The following is a 15777-nucleotide window of genomic DNA, read 5'->3' on the forward strand; positions in this document are numbered from 1 at the left end:
GCACGTCCGGTCACCGTGGGTGAAGACGATCACGGATGCCGGACGGCGAGCAACGCCATGTCGTCCGCCGTCCCGCCACCCGAGTGCCGCCGCACCTCGTCGGCGAGCCGGTCGAGCAGGACGCCCGGGCCGGGGAAGGTGCGTCCGGCGAGCCGCCGCTCGGGGTCGTAGAACCGGCCGAGCGCGTCCCGGGCCTCGGTGAGGCCGTCGGTGTGGAGCAGCAGGGTGGCCCCGCTGGGAAAGTCCTCCTCCTGGGCGCGGTCGGGCCACATCCCGAGGTCGCCCATGCCGAGCGGCAGCGCGGGCTCGGGGGCGCCGAGCACGCGCAGGGTGCCGTCGGCGTGCAGCAGCAGCGGCGGCGGATGACCGCGGTTGACGAGCCGTACGACGCCTTCGCCGTGCGGGAGTTCGGCGAGGACGGCGGTGGTGAAGCCCTCCAGGGCGTCGATGCCGTTGCGCCGGACGCCCTCGCGGGCCAGTGCCCGCTCCAGCCGCTGCGCGACCGCTTCCAGCGTGCACTCCTGCTCGGCCGCCTCCCGGAACGCCCCGATCACGACGGCGACGGCGGCGACCGCGCCCAGGCCCTTGCCGCGCACATCTCCGACGACCAGCCGCAGCCCGTGCGGGCTGTCCTGCACGGCGTACAGGTCACCGCCGATGGACGCGTCCTGCTGGGCCGCCTCGTAGCGGGCGGCGATCTCGAAGCCGCCGATCCGTTCGGCGGGCTCGGGCAGTACGGCCCGCTGGGCGGCCTCGGCGATCTCCCGGGCCGAGGCGAGCCGCCGGTCGCCGAGGCGGACCACGCGGTTGATGGCGACGGCCAGCAGGGCCACCGTGGCCACGGTGACGACGTCCGTGACGACGCCGGCGGCTGGATGTTCCCCGCCCCGGGCACGCACCGCGTACATCGCGGCCACGGCCGTGATGCCGGTCAGGACGGTGGTCCGCAGCGAGGACAGGGGCGCGGCGATCAGCGGGGCGGCCGTGAAGAACGGGACGGCGGTGATCTCCCTCGGGGTGAGCGTGCCGTACAGGACACCGCCGGCGATCAGCAGCGCGGGCAGGGCACGGGCCAGGGAGCGCGGAGTCGGGCGGCGCCTTCGGCGCACCGGCACGGGCTCGTCACCGGAGCCGGGGTCGGGCACGGGATCGCCGGGGAACCGGCCTCCCGCCCTGGCGTACCGGCTCTCCTCCACCTCACCAGGGCGCACCGCTCGTCTCCCAGTTGTTCCGACGTAGGTCCAGCGTGGCCGCGGCAGGCGCGCCGGGCGACCTCGGTGGACCGAGCGGATGACGTTCCGCGCGGCGGCCGGGGAGACGCGATGTGCATCCGGTCCTGAGCATGGGGTACTCTGGAGTCACAACGACGCGGGGTGGAGCAGCTCGGTAGCTCGCTGGGCTCATAACCCAGAGGTCGCAGGTTCAAATCCTGTCCCCGCTACTGAAGACTCAGGGCCGGAAGCCAGTGATGGTTTCCGGCCCTGAGTGTTTTCATCCCCGCAGATGCCGGTTCGGCTCCTTGGCGAGCTCCTCCAGCTCAGGCAGGACGACCACCTGGGCACCCGCCTTCTGCAGGACCCCCGTACCGTCGGCCGCGGAGACGAACGTGTCCGGCTCCCGCCAGGCCGTGACCACCCGCCGCACCCCGGAGCGAAGGATCAGCTCGGCGCAGGGCGCGGGCCGGGAAGCGCGCCGGGCGCAAGGCTCCAGGCTGCTGTACACCGTGGCGGCGGCCAGCCGCGGATCCGCCGGGTCGACCTTGGCGAGCGCGGCCTCCTCCGCGTGCACCACGGGGTCGCCGCTCTCCCGCGAATGGCCCCGGGCCAGCTCCGTACCGTCGGCCGCGACGACGACCGCGCCGACGCTGAACGCCGTCTTCGAGGGCGGGCACTGCGCGGCGAGTTCGCAGGCGGTGCGCAGCCAGTGCCGGTCGGCGGCCGTGGGGAGCGGGCCGGCGCCGGGGGCCGTGGGCCGGTAACGCATGAGGACCACGTCCTCGATCCGGCGGGTCTCGGTCAGGCGCAGCCGCCCGGCCTGGTAGCCGCCCGGGCCGAACAGGCGGGGGGCGGCGGGGTCGCCGACGAACAGCGGCGCGAGAACCAGCTGGAGCTCGTCGGCGAGACCCTGCTGGAGCAGCTGGGTGTGCACCGTGCCACCGCCCTCGACCATCAGCCGCCCGACGCCGCGCACGTCGTGCAGGTGGGACAGCAGGGCCCGCCAGTCGAGTTCGGGGCCCAGCGGGACGATGCCGGCACTGGCACCGAGGCGGCCGGCGGCCCGCTCCGCGCCCTCGTCGGTCGTGTAGACGAGCTTGTCGCCGCCGGTGTGCCAGAACTGGGCTTCGGGGTCGAGGTCGCCGGTGGCGGTGACGGTCACCTTCAGCGGGTACTCGGCCCGGCCCTCGCGGACGCGGGCCGCGCGGCGCTCGGCGGAGTTGACCAGCAGCCGCGGGTTGTCGGCGCGGATCGTTCCGGCGCCGATCAGGATGGCGTCGACGGAAGCCCGTACCGCGTCGACCCGGTCGAAGTCGGCGGGGCTGGAGAGCAGCAGGCGGTCGGGGCCGGTGTCGTCCAGATAGCCGTCGAGGGAGACGGCGGCGGACAGCAGCACGTACGGGTACGACATCGGCGCGGGCTCCCTGCGAAGGTCATTCTTGGTTCAAGTTTGAAACAAACTTACACTGGCGGCATGACGACCCGCTGGCTCACTCCCGAGGAGCAGCGCGCCTGGCGCGCGTATCTCGCCGCGACGCACCTCCTCGAGGACGCGATCGACCGACAGCTCCAGCAGGACGCCGGCATGCCGCATCTGTTCTACTCCGTGCTGGCCAACCTCTCCGACGCGCCCGACCGGCGGCTGCGGATGACCGATCTCGCCGAGACGCTGAAGATCACGCGTAGTCGGCTGACCTACGCGGTGACCCGCCTCGAGCGGGACGGGCTGGTGCGCCGCGAGGACTGCCGCTGGGACAAGCGCAGCAGCATCGCCGTGCTGACGGACGAGGGGATGGCCGTGCTGGAGCGTACGGCCCCCGGACACGTCGAGACGGTGCGGGGCACCCTCTTCGACCGGCTCACGCCCGAGCAGGTGGGGCAGCTGGAGGCGATCTGCACGGGGATCGCGCGCGGACTGCAGGGTGACGACGCCGCGCCGGGGGCGGAGGACGTCCCCTGGCGGCGCCGTTCGTCGTGCTCCTCCTCCGACGACTGATCGGACGACTTGATCCGGCGGTCGATCCGGCGGTCGATCCGGCGGTCGATCCGGCGGTCGATTGCTTTAAGTTTTAAGCATGCGGTAGGGTCCCTTCGCATCCGCTGTTTCAAATCTGAAGCAACTGCCGCCCGTTACCCGGAGGGACCCGCATGCCCGACACCCCCGCCGCCACGCCGCGCGCCCGCGTCCGGGTACCGCTGCGCTTCCACGACGGCTACGGCGCCGACGCCGAACTCGTCACCTTCCACGGCCTGGCCGACGGCAGGGAACACGTCGCCGTCGTGCTCGGCGACCCCGGCCCGACCCCGCTGGTGCGCCTGCACTCCGAGTGCCTGACCGGCGACGTCTTCGGCTCGGCCCGCTGTGACTGCGGACCCCAGCTGCGCGAGGCGGTCGAACGCATCGCCGAGCGCGGCGGCGTCCTGCTCTACCTGCGCCAGGAGGGCCGCGGCATCGGCCTCTACAACAAGCTCGACGCCTACGCCCTGCAGGACCAGGGCCTCGACACCTACGAGGCGAACGCCGCGCTCGGCCTGCCGGAGGACGCCCGGGACTACACGGCCGCCGCGCAGATGCTCGCCGCTCTCGGCATCGGTGAGCTGGACCTGCTCTCCAACAACCCCGACAAGGCCGAGCAGTTGCGCGCCCGCGGCGTCGTCGTCCGGGACCGGGTGCCGACCGGCGTCTTCACCACCGCCCACAACGTCCGCTACCTGCGCGCGAAGGTCCTGCAGACCCAGCACACGCTGCCCCTGGCCGAACTGGCCGAACTGACCGGGCTGACCGGGCTGACCACGGGCTGATCTCGCCGAGGGCAGCTCTGGAAGGGGCGCGCGGGCTGACCTTCCGGGCGGTGGACGGGGAGGCCGCCGTCCCCCCCGGTACGGCGTCCACCTACTTCTCCAGCCGGGACGATCTGCTCACCCGGGCCGGCGCCCGCGTCTACGAACGGCTGCGGCCGGACGAGGCCACCCTCGCGCGCCAGTGGTCGGCCGGCCGCGACCGGGAGACGTACGCCGAGCTGATGCGTGAACTCGTCGGCCGGGCCGCCTCCTTCCGCACCGGTTACCTCGTGCTGCTGGAACTCCGGCTGGAGGCCGCCCGCCGCCCGGAGCTGCGCACGGTGCTCACCGAGCGGGTCCGCGCCGACCTCGACGCCAACGTCGCCCACCACGAGGCCTCCGGGCTCCCCGGCGACGCCAGGGCCGTCACCTTGCTGTAGCTCACCCTGAACTGGCTGATCGTGGAGCAGCTCACCCTCTCACCCTGCCGGACGTGCTCTCCGAGGCGGAGCGGGCGGAGCTGGTGACGGCGGCGGTCGAGCGGATCGTGGCGGAGGGCTGAGGCCGGCTCAGACCGTCGCCCGGGGCCGCTCCGGGCTGAGGTGGTGCACGGCGGTCCGGTCGGCGTGCGGGGCGAGCAGGCCCTGCAGTTCGTCGGCGGCGGCCTTGAGGAGGTCGCCGTCCCGGTCGGCGTGCAGGGTTTCGAGGACGAAGGCGACGTGCGTGGAGTCCTCGGTGACGCGGGTGCGGTGGGCGTCGCGGTGGTTCCAGTGGCGGGTCAGCACGTCGGTGGCGTCGGCGTAGACGACCTCGCCCGGCCTGGGGTGTTCGACGGTGCCGGGTTCGCCGAGCGGGGTGAACGACTCGCCGCCGTCCGCGTACCGGATGTCCACGTCACCGGTGACCCGCGCCAGGTCGAAGGCGCCGGCGGGCAGACCGTGCCGTACGGAGACGGAGTTGTAGGAGTCGACGGCCGGGTTGATGCGCGGCAGCGTGCCCTTCTTGGCGAGCCGGCGGCCGAGCGCGTCGACGCTGGGTCGGACGCGGCGGGGGTTCGTGCCGAAGGAGCGGTAGGCGGCGTGCCAGGCCTCGATACGGGGGTCGGTCTCGTCGGCGGGCCGCCAGGTGCCGTCGGCGAGTCGCCGCTCCAGTTCCTCCAGGGCGGCGGCGGTGCGCGGCCAGCTCTCGTGACCGCGTACACCGGTGGCGGTGACCAGGGCGATGAGCGTGCCGGGGAAGGCTGCTGCGACGGCGGGAGCGATACGGAAGGCGGGCATGGGGGTCTCCGTTTCGTCGGGGACGGCCACGGGGTCGGGACGGCCACACGAGGACGGCCACGGGGTGAGGACGGCCATGAGGTCAGGGGCGGAGATGTGGTCACGGACGGCGAAGTATTCACGGACGGCGAAGTATTCACGGACGGCGAAGTGGTCACGGACGGCGAAGTGGTCACGGACGGCGACGGGCAGTGGCAGGCGCGGCTGAGGTCAGGTCAGGTCAGGTCAGGGCGAGGAGGCCGACGGCGACTGCGGCGGTGCCCAGGCCGACGAGCTGGCCGCGGTGGATGCGTTCGGCGAGCACGCCGCGGGCGAGCAGGACGGTGCCGGCCGGATAGAGGGCGGTGACCACGGCGACCACGGTGAGGTCCCCGCTGCGGACGGCGAGCAGGAAGAGCAGGTTCGCCACCGAGTCCAGGACTCCCGCGGCCGCCGATGTCGCGTACGCCGGCCGCTCCGGACCGAGCCTGCGGCGCACGAGCCCGGCCGCGGCCAGCGTGACGGCCGAGGAGACGGCCCGGCCGACGATCAATGGGGCCACTCCGCTGCCGGACGGCGCCTGGTGCAGGAAGACCAGCTGGAGTGCGATGGCGGCACCCGCGCCGAAGGCCAGCAGCAGCGCCGTGCGCGAGGGGCGGGCCGAACCCGCGCCGTGCCCGGCGCTGACCAGCACCACCGCGACCAGCGCGAGCGGCAGCCCCAGCAGCCCGGCCGGGCCCAGGTGCTCCCCCTGCAGCAGCCCGACCGCGACGGGGAGCACGGCGGACACCAGCGCGGTCACCGGTGACAGCACGTTCATCGGGCCGATCGCCAGGGTGCGGTACAGCAGGGCGAACGCGGCGGCCGAGGCGACACCGGACGCGGCACCCCAGACGAAGGCACCGGCACCGAACGACGCTCCGAGCACCGGCCACAGCAGCAGCTCGACCGTGAGGCTGGCCGGGGCCGCGACCATGACGGTGCGCAGCACATGGGCCTTGCGGGCGCCGAGGCCGCCGAGGAAGTCGGCGCATCCGTAGGCGAGCGAGCTGCCCAGGGCCAGCAGCAGAGCGATCACAGCACACCTCTCACCGGCAATAGAACGACTGCACGGTACACCGAACCGACCATCCGCTGTCAATCGAACGACCGTGGAGTACATTTCGATGTTCAAGGCAACAGGCGGAGGATGGTGATCAGGTGGCCGAGACAGCCGCCGCGCTGCGGACGGTCGCGCACAACGTCCGGGCGGCCCGCGTCCGCGCGGGCCTGTCCCTGGACGAACTCAGCCGGCGCGCCCAGGTCAGCAAGGGCGCCCTGGTGGGTCTGGAGAAGGCCCAGGGCAACCCCAACCTGGCCACCCTCGTCCGGCTGGCCGACACCCTGGGCATCTCGGTGTCCGCCCTGATGCAGGGACCGTCCGAGGGCCGCGTCCGCGTCGTCTCCGCCGACACCGTCGCCCCACTGTGGACCGGAGAGCAGGGCAGCGAGGCCCGCCTCCTGCTGACGACGTCCGGTCCGGCCCCGGTCGAGGTCTGGCGCTGGCGCCTGGAACCGGGCGAGGAATACCCGAGCCACCCCCACCAGGCGGGGGTGGTGGAGACCGTCAGCGTCATCGCCGGGCGCATGGCCCTGGTCGTCGACGGCACCGAGCACCGCCTCGAAGCCGGCCAGACCGCCACCTTCGACGGCGACACCGCGCACACCTACCGCGGCGCCGGCACCGCGCCCTGCCACCTCATCATGACGGTCCACCTGCCCCCGGGCCCCGCCTCCACCACGTTCCAGGCCGGCGGACTCAGCTCAGGTCGCGACAGCGGCGGACGGGACTGACCAGCAGGACCCGCGGCACGAGCGGCTTGCCGGGTGGATCCGGATGCTGCTTCGGTTTCCGGAACCACCTGGTCGAAACGGGTGTGCTGTGATGCCCGGTGCGGCTCGTGCCGCACCGTCCGCTCACGCACCGCAACGCAGAAGAGCCCGGCTGAACAGCGGTTTCCGTGCGAAGACCGACCGCCGCCGCACAGGGTCCGATCACCTGCTGCCGGTGGGCGCGTCCCGTGATCGGGCGGCAGAATGGATCCGTCCCGGCCACTGGATGGCGCGAGGAGCTGACATGGAGATCAAGCCTCAGGCGGTCGTCCTCCCCAAGGAGACGGATCATCTCGAACAGGGGAAGTACGGGCCCGTTTTCCCCAGGACGCCAGCGTGCTACGGGTTCACCATCGTCGCGCCCGTCAAGCCCGGTCACGCCGATGCGATGCGGCAGTACGGCTACGCGCTGGCCGAGGCGCTGGAACAGGATCCGTACCTTCTGGCGCCGTTGAAGCTGCACTACCTGCGCTGGGTTCTGTTCGACGATGACACGCGCTTCATGTATCAGGGGATCTTCGACACCGACTTCGACAAGTACACCGAGGACGCCATCGCGCTGTTCTCGAAGGCGGGTGTGAGTACGGCGTTCGAGCATCTGGAGGGGTTCCCGGAGGACTGGCGGACCAATCCGGAGGCGTTCGTCAGGTTCGTCCGTGAGCATCACTGTCCGAGCTTCATCGAGTACGGGGAGTATCCGTACGTGACGGCGGACGAGATCAAGAAGGCGTTGCGGATCAAGAGCGCTCTGTCGGAGATGCTCGACCAGATGCAGTGAGGCTGGGAGCTGGGCGATGAGCGAGACCAGAACAGCGCGGGTCTACAACCAGCGGCACGTTCCGAGGAAGTACACGCCGACCGGGCGGCGTGTGAGTGTCTACGTGTCGTGGAGCTATCCGGCCGAGGCGGGCCGGAACGCAGCCGAGCTGGACAACCGGTTCTCCACACTGACGGAGGTGCGCCGGGTGGCGTGGCCTGCGTACGAGGACCCGAAGTGGTCGGACCCTTATCGGTTCCAGCAGGGCATCGCGGGGTCGCTGGAGCTGTTCTTCTGGGCCTGGGTGTCGTTCCAGGACTTCGTCGAGGAGGTGACGGGGCATCCCGTCCCGGTCTACCAGCGCATCGACCAGGCCGGATTCCATACCCCGCTGGATGAGCGGGTGCTCGACGACACGGACGTGCTGTTCGTCTTCGGACTGGACCACATGATCACCGGGCAGGAAGCCGAGCCGGGGGAGATCGAGGCGCTGAGGGCCTTCCTCGCCCGGGAGGACGCCCGCCTGGTCCTGGGTCCCCACCACGACGTCGGCGCGTCGGACGATCTGTCCGTACGGGAGGTGGAGTACCGCCACCACGGCGATCCCCTGGTGCCGCGCCAGCAGCGGTTCGCCACCTACGTCCGGGATCTGATGAAGGGTTTGGGCGTGCCGGTCATCAACCGGTACGGGCTGCGTCCCGCCACCGGTGAGGGCAACCGGATCGCTCCTTTGTCGACCCTCAGGGATCTGGACGAGAAGGGGTGGCTGAACGGGGTCACGAACTTCAACTTCCACATGCACCTGCCGCACTACGCGGTAACGACCGATGAGCCGAAGGCCGTCCATGTGCTGGCCCGGCAGCCGATCGACACTTCCCGGCCCCATCCGTTCACCGACGAGGGGAACACCGAGTTCAACATGTTCCTGTGGATGCCCCCCGGCGGCGACCGCGCGGCCGATGTGCTGCTGGCCGACTCCACGATCTTCAGCACGCTCTTCGGCGCCGACGACAGCCTGCGGAACTTCTGGCGCAACCTCGTCTCATAGCGATGCCGCAGGGAGGCCGACGTGAGCGCACCCACCCACGTCACACTCGAACTCGACGACATCCAGCGCGGGGTCCTCAGCCCACGCCCCACCCCGTACGCGGCGACGTACCTCGTCTTCCGCATCGACGACCGCACCCAGGGCCGGGAGCTGATGCGGCGGGCGAGCGCGGCGGCGACCTCAGCCGCCGACACCTCCAGCCCCCTGGGGGACACCTGGGTCAGTGTCGCCGTCACCTACGGGGGCCTGGAGGCCCTGGGAGTGCCGCGCTCCTCGCTGGAGTCGTTCGCCTGGGAGTTCCGGCAGGGCATGGCAGCCCGCGCCCCAGCACTGCGTGACGAGGGCGCCAGCAGCCCGCAGCACTGGGAAGCACCCCTCGGTACGCGCGACGTCCATGTGGTGATCACAGCGATCGCACCCGACCCCCCTCGCCTGGAGGAGGCCATCGACCGCGCCCGCCCCGCCTACGAGCGCCTGCCCGGCGTGACGGCCATCTGGAGGCAGGACTGCTACGCGCTGCCCACCGAGAAGGAACACTTCGGCTACCTCGACGGCGTCAGCCATCCGGCCATCGAAGGCAGCGGCATCCCAGGGTCCAATGAGTTGGAAGCGCCTTTGAAGAGCGGAGAGTTCGTCCTCGGCTACCCGGATGAGATCGGCGGCGTCCAGACGCCTCAGCCGGCCGTGCTCGGGCGCAACGGCAGTTATGCGGTCTTCCGCAAGCTCCACCAGGACGTCGCCGCGTTCAGGCGGTATCTGAGGGACCACTCCGCCAGCCCCGAGGACGAGGAGTTGATCGCGGCAAAGATCATGGGGCGCTGGCGCAGTGGGGCCCCGCTGGCGCTCGCCCCGCAGCACGACGATCCCGCGCTCGGTTTCGACCCCCATCGCCGCAACACCTTCCTGTACGAGCAGGACGACCCGATGGGATTCACCACGCCTGGCGGATGCCACATCCGCCGGGCCAACCCGCGCGACGCCTCGGTGGCCGGGGACGTACGGCTGCACCGCATGCTCCGGCGCGGCGCCGTCTACGGACCGCCACTACCGGAAGGCGTGCTGGAGGACGACGGAGCGGACCGCGGTCTGATGTTCGCGTTCATCGGCGCCCACCTGGGCCGGCAGTTCGAGTTCGTCCAGTCGGAGTGGATGAACGACGGCGTCTTCTTCGGAGCCGGCAACACGAAGGACCCCGTCGTCGGCGCCGCCGACGGGCAGACCGGCTACACCATCCCCCGACGACCGGTGCGGCGCCGCCTGGCCCCGCTGCCCCGTTTCGTCGTCACCCGTGGAGGCGAGTACTGCTTCCTGCCGAGCCTGAGCGCCCTGCGCTGGCTCGCAGACCTCCACGACTGACAGGGCGGACAAGCGCCATGGGCACCCTGCATCTCGTCCTCAACGCCGTCACCGTCATCTTCATCGCGGCCACCATGTTCGCCGCCGGCCTGCGCGCCACCGTCTCAGCACTGCGCGGCGTCTTCGCAGACGTCCCCCTGCTGTCGCTGGCGCTGATCGCCAACATGGTGCTCATCCCGCTGCTCGGCTGGGGCATCGGCGCACTGTTCGGTGTCCCCTCGGCCGCCTTCATCGCCCTCGTCCTGATCGCCTCCTCCCCCGGCGGCCCCTTCGGGGCGAAACTGGCGGCCGTCCAGCAGGGCGACATCGTCGCGGGCGCGGCAATGCAGGTACTACTCGCCTCCCTCGGCAGCCTCACCTTCGCCCCCACCGCCAACGCCATCCTCGCCGCCGCCGACATCGGCACCAAGGTCTCCCTCGACGTCGGCGCGCTGGTGCGAACGGTGGCGCTCCTGCAACTCGTCCCCTTCGCCATCGGCCTGCTCCTGCGCCGCTACGCCGAACCCACCGCACGGGCATGGCACCCCACGGCAGCCGCCGTCTCCAACATCACGTTCCTGATCGTGTTGACAGGCATGCTGCTCGGCAACTGGCACGACGTCGCCGACCTCTTCGGCTCACTCGCCCTGCTCGCGGGCTTCCTGCTTGCCGTCTTCGCCTTTGCCGTGGGAACCCTGCTGGCCACCGGCCCGATGGCACGCCGCACCACCATGGGAGGCGTCGCCTCGGTGCGCAACGCCGGCCCCGCCCTGGCCGCCATCGGCCTCGCCTTCGCCGACCAGCCCGCCGTTTTGGGCGCACTCGCCGCGATCCTCCTCAGCGGCCTCGCGGCAGCCCTCCCGATCGCCACGCTGCTCAGCAGGCGCAGGAGTGCTTCGGAGACGCCGCAGGAACTCGCTGACCAGGCGGCTAGGTCGGGCTTGCCGGGTACCGGGACCGACGGCCGCGCGGTGGCAGGGGGTACGGGGGTGGAATAGGTGGTCTTCACCAAGGAGGACGGCTCTTGGCTCCACCCCGAGACGGTGTCGGGGACCTTTCGCCGCATTCTCGCCATGACCGACCTGCCGCCCGTCATCCTGCGCGACCTGCGCCATGTGGCTGCGACGCTCACGCACGGAGGCGGCGGCGACATCCACACGGTGAAAGAGACGCTCCGGCACTCCACCATCACGCTGACCTCGGACACGTACACGAGCCTGCTCCCCGAGCTGGACCGTGAGATCGCCGAGAAGGCAGCGAAGCTGATCCCCCGGTCCCGTCCGGCGCATGCCGAACCGTCCGCCCCGGCCCCAGCGGGTCCGCGACCCACGGGCGCGTCCGCTCACGCAAGACCCCGAAAACGAGGCAGCGCCCGAGCCGACCGAAGCCGACCCGAGCGCTGCGTAGCAGGTCAGAGGGGGTGAACCCTCCCCCGCATCCGTAGGCCCTGTGGGACTCGAACCCACAACCAATGGATTAAAAGTCCACTGCTCTGCCAATTGAGCTAAGGGCCCAGGCGATGTTGCCTGTCCGAGCATAGCCGGACGCGGCCGAGTCTCCGATCGGGTATCGGCGACCCGGCCGCGTCGGGACGGGGGCGGGGCCCCGGATGGTCACTTTTCGACCAGGTTCGGGGCCGGGGCCCGCTCCTCGGTGAGGAACCAGTTGCGGGCCGAGGCCAGCCACCAGGCCGCGGCGAAGCCGAGGACGACCAGCACGGCGACGGGCGCGTAGTTGAAGGTCTTCCAGGTGACCGGGGAGACCTGCGGCAGCATGAAGAGGAGCGTGATCGCCAGCACCCAGAGGACCGAGACGACGCCTACCGGCCCCGACCAGCGGCCCAGGTGCCACGGCCCGCGTTCGAAGGCGGCGCCCCTGCGGACCCGCAGGAAGGTCGGGATGACGTACGCGATGTAGAGGCCGATGACCGCGATCGAGGTCACCGCGGCATAGGCCGTCGAGTTGATCAGGTAGGGCAGACCGAGGACCAGAGCGCCCAGCGCGGCGAGCCAGACCGCCGCCACGGGGGTCCGGGTGCGCGGGCTGACGGTGTGCCAGACACGGGAGAAGGGCAGCGCGCCGTCACGGGAAAAGGCGTAGATCATACGGCTGTTGGCGGTCACGGAGGCCATGCCGCAGAAGAGCTGCGCGCCGATCACCACCAGCAGCAGGAGCTTGCCCGTCGTCGCTCCCAGCGCGTCCAGGAGGATCTGGGCGGGGGGCGCGCCCGTCGGCGAAGCCAGTTCCTTGTCGTACGACTGGATCGCGAACGTGAAGCCCAGAAGGAGGACGAAGCCCGCGATCCAGGACGTCCAGATCGAGCGGACGATGCCCTTCGGGCCCGCCGTGGACGCGTCGTGGGTCTCCTCGGTCATGTGCGCGGAGGCGTCGTAGCCGGTGAAGGTGTACTGCGCCATCAGGAGACCGAGCAGGACGACGTACGGTCCGCTGCCCCAGCCCGTGTCGTTGACGAACTTCGTGAACACGAAGGACGCCGAACGGTGGTGGTCGGGGACGAAGGCGAGCGCGCCGACGATCACCGCGACACCGAGGACGTGCCACCAGACGCTCACACCGTTGAGGAACGCGACGATGCGCACACCGAAGGTGTTCAGCAGGCCGTGGAGCAGGAGGATCGCCGCGAACAGCAGCACCGTGCGGTCCGGTGTCACCTCGAAGCCGAACTGGAGGTTCAGCCAGGCGCCGAGGAAGGAGGCCGCGCCGAAGTCGATGCCGGCGGTCACCGCGACCTGGCCCAGCACGTTGAACCAGCCGGTGAACCAGGCCCAGGCCGCCGCCGAGCGGGGCGGTGCCAGGCGGTGCGCCCAGAAGTACAGGCCCGCCGAGGTGGGGTACGCCGAGCAGATCTCGGCCATCGACAGGCCGACGAACAACGTCATCAGGCCCACCGCCACCCAGCCCCAGGTGATGACCGCGGGGCCGCCGGTGGTCATGCCGAAGAGGTAGAGGGTCAGGCAGCCGGACAGGACCGAGATGATCGTGAAGGAGACGGCGTAGTTGGAGAACGCCGACATCCGGCGGGCGAGGACCTGGGTGTAACCGAGCTGGGCCAGCCGCTCCTCGTCCGACAGCCCATTCACTCTCTCGTCTTCTGTCATGCCCCCAGCAATTCCCTCGATGGGGGCGTGACATGCGTCACGTGGCCACGGAAAAGGGCCCGTACGACCGGAGTCGTACGGGCCCTCGTCGGGTCACACGGTCACACGGCGTCAGCCGTTGCGCTTCCAGCGGGGCTTGTCGTCGCGGCGGCCGAAGGAGCCGTTGCCACGGTGGTCGTCACGGCGGCCGTTGGGGCGCTCGTGGCCGCCCGAGCGGAAGCCGGGGCGGTCGTCGCGGCGGTCGCGGTTGAACGGGCGGTCGCTGCCCCGGTGCCCGCCGCGCTCGTCGCGGCGGAAGCCGCCACGGTCGTCACGGCGCTCGAACGAGCGGCCACCGCGGTCACGGTCGAAGTTCCGGTCGCGGTCGAACGGACGACGGTCGTCACGGCGGTCGTCGCGACGGTCGTCCCGGCGCTCGAAGCCACGGCCACCGCGGTCACCGCGGTCACCACGGTCGTCACGGCGCTCGAACGAGCGGCCACCGCGGTCACGGTCGAAGTTCCGGTCACGGTCGAACGGACGACGGTCGTCACGGCGGTCGTCGCGACGGTCGTCCCGGCGCTCGAAGCCACGGCCACCGCGGTCACCACGGTCGTCACGGCGCTCGAAACCGCGCTCGCGGTCGGACGGGCGGCGCTCCTCGCGGCGCTCGAAGCCACGGCCACCGCGGTCACCACGGTCGTCCCGGCGGTCGAAACCGCGCTCGCCCCGCTCGCCACGGTCACGGTCGAAGCCACGCCGCTCCCGGCGCTCGTACGGTGCCGGAGCCGCCGGACGCTCCTCGCGCCCGGTCTCCCGCTCCACCGGCTCCTCGGCCGCGACCGCGAGCTCCTGCGCCGCCGTCGCCTGGGCCTCGGCGACCGCCGTCTCCGGGTCCTCGCCACGCTCGCGGGCGACCCGGGCGACCAGCCGGTCGGCCTCCTCGCGCAGTTCGGACGCGCGGCGCTGGGCGCGCTCCAGCTGCTTGGTGAGCTGGGCGACCTCGCGCTCGGCCTGCTGTGCGGCGTTGGCGGCGGACTCGGACTGGACCTCGGTCATGGAGCGGGCGCCGGTGATCTCGGCGACCTCCGGGTCGAAGGCGCCGGCGCCCTGGATGATGTGGCGGGCCGCGTCGACGCCGGCGTCCTCCATCAGACGGAAGATCTGGCGCCGCTGGTGCGGCAGGGAGAGGGAGACCACCGTGCCGGTACGTCCGGCGCGGGCCGTGCGGCCGGCGCGGTGCAGGTAGTCCTTGTGGTCACCGGCCGGGTCCACGTTCAGGACCAGGTCGATGCCGTCGACGTGGATGCCGCGGGCGGCGACGTCGGTGGCGACCAGGACGTTGACGTAGCCGTCCTTGAAGTCGGCCAGGGTGCGGGTGCGGGCGCCCTGGGTCATGCCGCCGTGCAGCGCGTCGGCCTTCACACCGGCCTCGCGCAGCTGCTCGGCGACGCGGTCGGCGCCCAGCTGGGTGCGGACGAAGATGATCGTGCGGCCCTTGCGGGAGGCGATCGCGGCGGTGACCGGCGCCTTGTCCTTGGGCTTCACGATGAGGATGTGGTGCGACATGGTCGTCACCGCGCCCTGGGCCGCGTCCACCTCGTGGGAGACGGGCTTGTTCAGGTAGCGGTCGACGAGGGTCTGGATCTCGTTCTCCATCGTGGCGGAGAACAGCATGCGCTGGCCGCCGGCCGGGACCTGGTCGAGCAGCTCGGTGACCTCGGGCAGGAAGCCCAGGTCGGACATCTGGTCGGCCTCGTCCAGGACGGCGATCTGGACGTCCTCGAGCGAGCAGGCGCCGCGGTTGATGATGTCGCGCAGCCGGCCCGGGGTGGCGACGAGGATGTCGACGCCGCGCTCCAGGGCGTAGATCTGGTTGCCCATGGACGTGCCGCCGCAGACGACCTTCATCTTCAGGCCGACGACGTCGCCGTACGGCTGGAGGGCGTCGGCGACCTGCATGGCCAGCTCACGGGTGGGGGTGAGGATGACCGCACGGGGCCGCTTCCTCTCGGTGCGGCCGCCGGCCAGCTGGGCCAGGGTGGGCAGACCGAAGGAGAGGGTCTTGCCGGAGCCGGTGCGGCCGCGGCCGAGGATGTCCTTGCCGGCCAGGGCGTCCGGGATGGTCGCGGCCTGGATCGGGAAGGGGGTCGTCACGCCGTTCTGTGCGAGCTTGCGCACCACGCCCTCGGGCAGGCCGAGGTCGGCGAAGGTCATCTGGGGGGTGGTGTCAGCGGCCTCGGGGGCCTCGGTGACCTCGGTCGTCGCGTCGGCGAGTTCCTTGTCGAGCTCGGCGAGCTCGTTCTCGGACACGACGAACTGATCAGTACTGGACACGGACATGCGAATGCGAAACCTTCCGGAGTCTCTTCGGCACGCGCCCGTCAACTCCGTGATTCGCTCACGACCGCCTCGA

13 protein-coding genes, 2 tRNA genes and 2 pseudogenes are annotated in these 15777 nt (G+C 71.4%); 10 read left to right on the forward strand and 7 right to left on the reverse strand.

Going from position 1 to position 15777, the window contains the following annotated elements:
• Positions 1 to 29: 29 nt before the first annotated feature.
• Positions 30 to 1211, reverse strand: coding sequence for a PP2C family protein-serine/threonine phosphatase (locus tag ABZ919_RS35840; protein ID WP_361256590.1), 1182 nt, complete (start codon positions 1209 to 1211; stop codon positions 30 to 32).
• Positions 1212 to 1367: 156 nt separating this feature from the next.
• Between ABZ919_RS35840 and ABZ919_RS35845 the strand changes: the two genes are divergently transcribed.
• Positions 1368 to 1441 (forward strand) — tRNA-Met (locus tag ABZ919_RS35845).
• Between the two features lie 50 nt (positions 1442 to 1491).
• Here the strand turns inward: ABZ919_RS35845 and ABZ919_RS35850 are convergent.
• Entirely contained in the window at positions 1492 to 2625 is a 1134-nt protein-coding gene (locus ABZ919_RS35850) for a dihydrofolate reductase family protein (RefSeq protein ID WP_361256592.1), read from the reverse strand.
• Positions 2626 to 2688: 63 nt separating this feature from the next.
• Here ABZ919_RS35850 and ABZ919_RS35855 point away from each other — a divergent pair, with 63 nt between their 5' ends.
• The 3 genes and pseudogenes from ABZ919_RS35855 (at position 2689) to ABZ919_RS35865 (ending at position 4557) form a co-directional block, all read left to right on the forward strand.
• Positions 2689 to 3210, forward strand: a complete 522-nt coding sequence (locus ABZ919_RS35855; protein ID WP_361256596.1) for a MarR family transcriptional regulator — start codon at positions 2689 to 2691, stop codon at positions 3208 to 3210.
• A 152-nt stretch (positions 3211 to 3362) separates the two neighbouring features.
• Positions 3363 to 4016: a GTP cyclohydrolase II gene (ribA, locus tag ABZ919_RS35860; RefSeq protein WP_361256598.1), complete on the forward strand. Its 654-nt coding sequence runs from the start codon at positions 3363 to 3365 to the stop codon at positions 4014 to 4016.
• Positions 4013 to 4557 (forward strand): annotated as a pseudogene (locus tag ABZ919_RS35865) (TetR/AcrR family transcriptional regulator). Before ribA ends, ABZ919_RS35865 begins: the two are co-directional and overlap by 4 nt.
• A 7-nt stretch (positions 4558 to 4564) precedes the next feature.
• On the opposite strand, the gene ABZ919_RS35870 reads toward ABZ919_RS35865, so the two are convergent.
• Both ABZ919_RS35870 and ABZ919_RS35875 read right to left on the reverse strand, forming a co-directional pair.
• Positions 4565 to 5272: a phenylalanine--tRNA ligase beta subunit-related protein gene (locus tag ABZ919_RS35870; RefSeq protein ID WP_361256602.1), complete on the reverse strand. Its 708-nt coding sequence runs from the start codon at positions 5270 to 5272 to the stop codon at positions 4565 to 4567.
• Positions 5273 to 5492: 220 nt separating this feature from the next.
• The gene (locus ABZ919_RS35875) at positions 5493 to 6329 is read right to left on the reverse strand and encodes an EamA family transporter (protein ID WP_361256605.1); all 837 of its coding nucleotides are present in this window, start codon (positions 6327 to 6329) and stop codon (positions 5493 to 5495) included.
• Between the two features lie 122 nt (positions 6330 to 6451).
• Here ABZ919_RS35875 and ABZ919_RS35880 point away from each other — a divergent pair, with 122 nt between their 5' ends.
• The 6 genes and pseudogenes from ABZ919_RS35880 to ABZ919_RS35905 all read left to right on the forward strand — a co-directional run.
• Positions 6452 to 7084, forward strand: coding sequence for an XRE family transcriptional regulator (locus ABZ919_RS35880; RefSeq protein ID WP_361256608.1), 633 nt, complete (start codon positions 6452 to 6454; stop codon positions 7082 to 7084).
• Between the two features lie 283 nt (positions 7085 to 7367).
• Entirely contained in the window at positions 7368 to 7901 is a 534-nt protein-coding gene (locus tag ABZ919_RS35885; RefSeq protein WP_361256611.1) for a hypothetical protein, read from the forward strand.
• Between the two features lie 16 nt (positions 7902 to 7917).
• A complete protein-coding gene (locus tag ABZ919_RS35890) occupies positions 7918 to 8928 on the forward strand; it encodes a hypothetical protein (protein WP_361256614.1) in 1011 nt (336 codons plus the stop codon).
• Positions 8929 to 8949: 21 nt separating this feature from the next.
• Entirely contained in the window at positions 8950 to 10284 is a 1335-nt protein-coding gene (locus tag ABZ919_RS35895; protein WP_361256617.1) for a Dyp-type peroxidase, read from the forward strand.
• Positions 10285 to 10301: 17 nt separating this feature from the next.
• Positions 10302 to 11261, forward strand: a complete 960-nt coding sequence (locus ABZ919_RS35900) for a hypothetical protein (RefSeq protein ID WP_361256620.1) — start codon at positions 10302 to 10304, stop codon at positions 11259 to 11261.
• Between the two features lie 3 nt (positions 11262 to 11264).
• Positions 11265 to 11670, forward strand: a pseudogene (locus ABZ919_RS35905) (site-specific integrase); the annotation flags it as partial.
• A 34-nt stretch (positions 11671 to 11704) separates the two neighbouring features.
• Here the strand turns inward: ABZ919_RS35905 and ABZ919_RS35910 are convergent.
• The 3 genes from ABZ919_RS35910 to ABZ919_RS35920 all read right to left on the reverse strand — a co-directional run bounded on the left by ABZ919_RS35910 (position 11705) and on the right by ABZ919_RS35920 (position 15704).
• Positions 11705 to 11777, reverse strand: a tRNA-Lys gene (locus ABZ919_RS35910).
• Positions 11778 to 11876: 99 nt separating this feature from the next.
• The gene (locus ABZ919_RS35915) at positions 11877 to 13382 is read right to left on the reverse strand and encodes an amino acid permease (protein ID WP_361256623.1); all 1506 of its coding nucleotides are present in this window, start codon (positions 13380 to 13382) and stop codon (positions 11877 to 11879) included.
• A gap of 111 nt (positions 13383 to 13493) precedes the next feature.
• On the reverse strand, positions 13494 to 15704 hold the full coding sequence (locus ABZ919_RS35920; protein WP_361256625.1) for a DEAD/DEAH box helicase: 2211 nt from the start codon (positions 15702 to 15704) through the stop codon (positions 13494 to 13496).
• Positions 15705 to 15777: the final 73 nt, after the last annotated feature.

The sequence above is a fragment of the Streptomyces sp. NPDC046759 genome (genome assembly GCF_040645475.1).
GTDB lineage: Bacteria > Actinomycetota > Actinomycetes > Streptomycetales > Streptomycetaceae > Streptomyces.

What these genes read in the sequence shown, in the direction of transcription:
- ABZ919_RS35920 (WP_361256625.1), bottom strand. Translation starts at nt 15,704, where the DNA reads ATGTCCGTGTCCAGTACTGATCAGTTCGTCGTGTCCGAGAACGAGCTC.
- ribA (WP_361256598.1), top strand. Translation starts at nt 3,363, where the DNA reads ATGCCCGACACCCCCGCCGCCACGCCGCGCGCCCGCGTCCGGGTACCG.
- ABZ919_RS35870 (WP_361256602.1), bottom strand. Translation starts at nt 5,272, where the DNA reads ATGCCCGCCTTCCGTATCGCTCCCGCCGTCGCAGCAGCCTTCCCCGGC.
- ABZ919_RS35850 (WP_361256592.1), bottom strand. Translation starts at nt 2,625, where the DNA reads ATGTCGTACCCGTACGTGCTGCTGTCCGCCGCCGTCTCCCTCGACGGC.
- ABZ919_RS35900 (WP_361256620.1), top strand. Translation starts at nt 10,302, where the DNA reads ATGGGCACCCTGCATCTCGTCCTCAACGCCGTCACCGTCATCTTCATC.
- ABZ919_RS35855 (WP_361256596.1), top strand. Translation starts at nt 2,689, where the DNA reads ATGACGACCCGCTGGCTCACTCCCGAGGAGCAGCGCGCCTGGCGCGCG.
- ABZ919_RS35915 (WP_361256623.1), bottom strand. Translation starts at nt 13,382, where the DNA reads ATGACAGAAGACGAGAGAGTGAATGGGCTGTCGGACGAGGAGCGGCTG.
- ABZ919_RS35885 (WP_361256611.1), top strand. Translation starts at nt 7,368, where the DNA reads ATGGAGATCAAGCCTCAGGCGGTCGTCCTCCCCAAGGAGACGGATCAT.
- ABZ919_RS35890 (WP_361256614.1), top strand. Translation starts at nt 7,918, where the DNA reads ATGAGCGAGACCAGAACAGCGCGGGTCTACAACCAGCGGCACGTTCCG.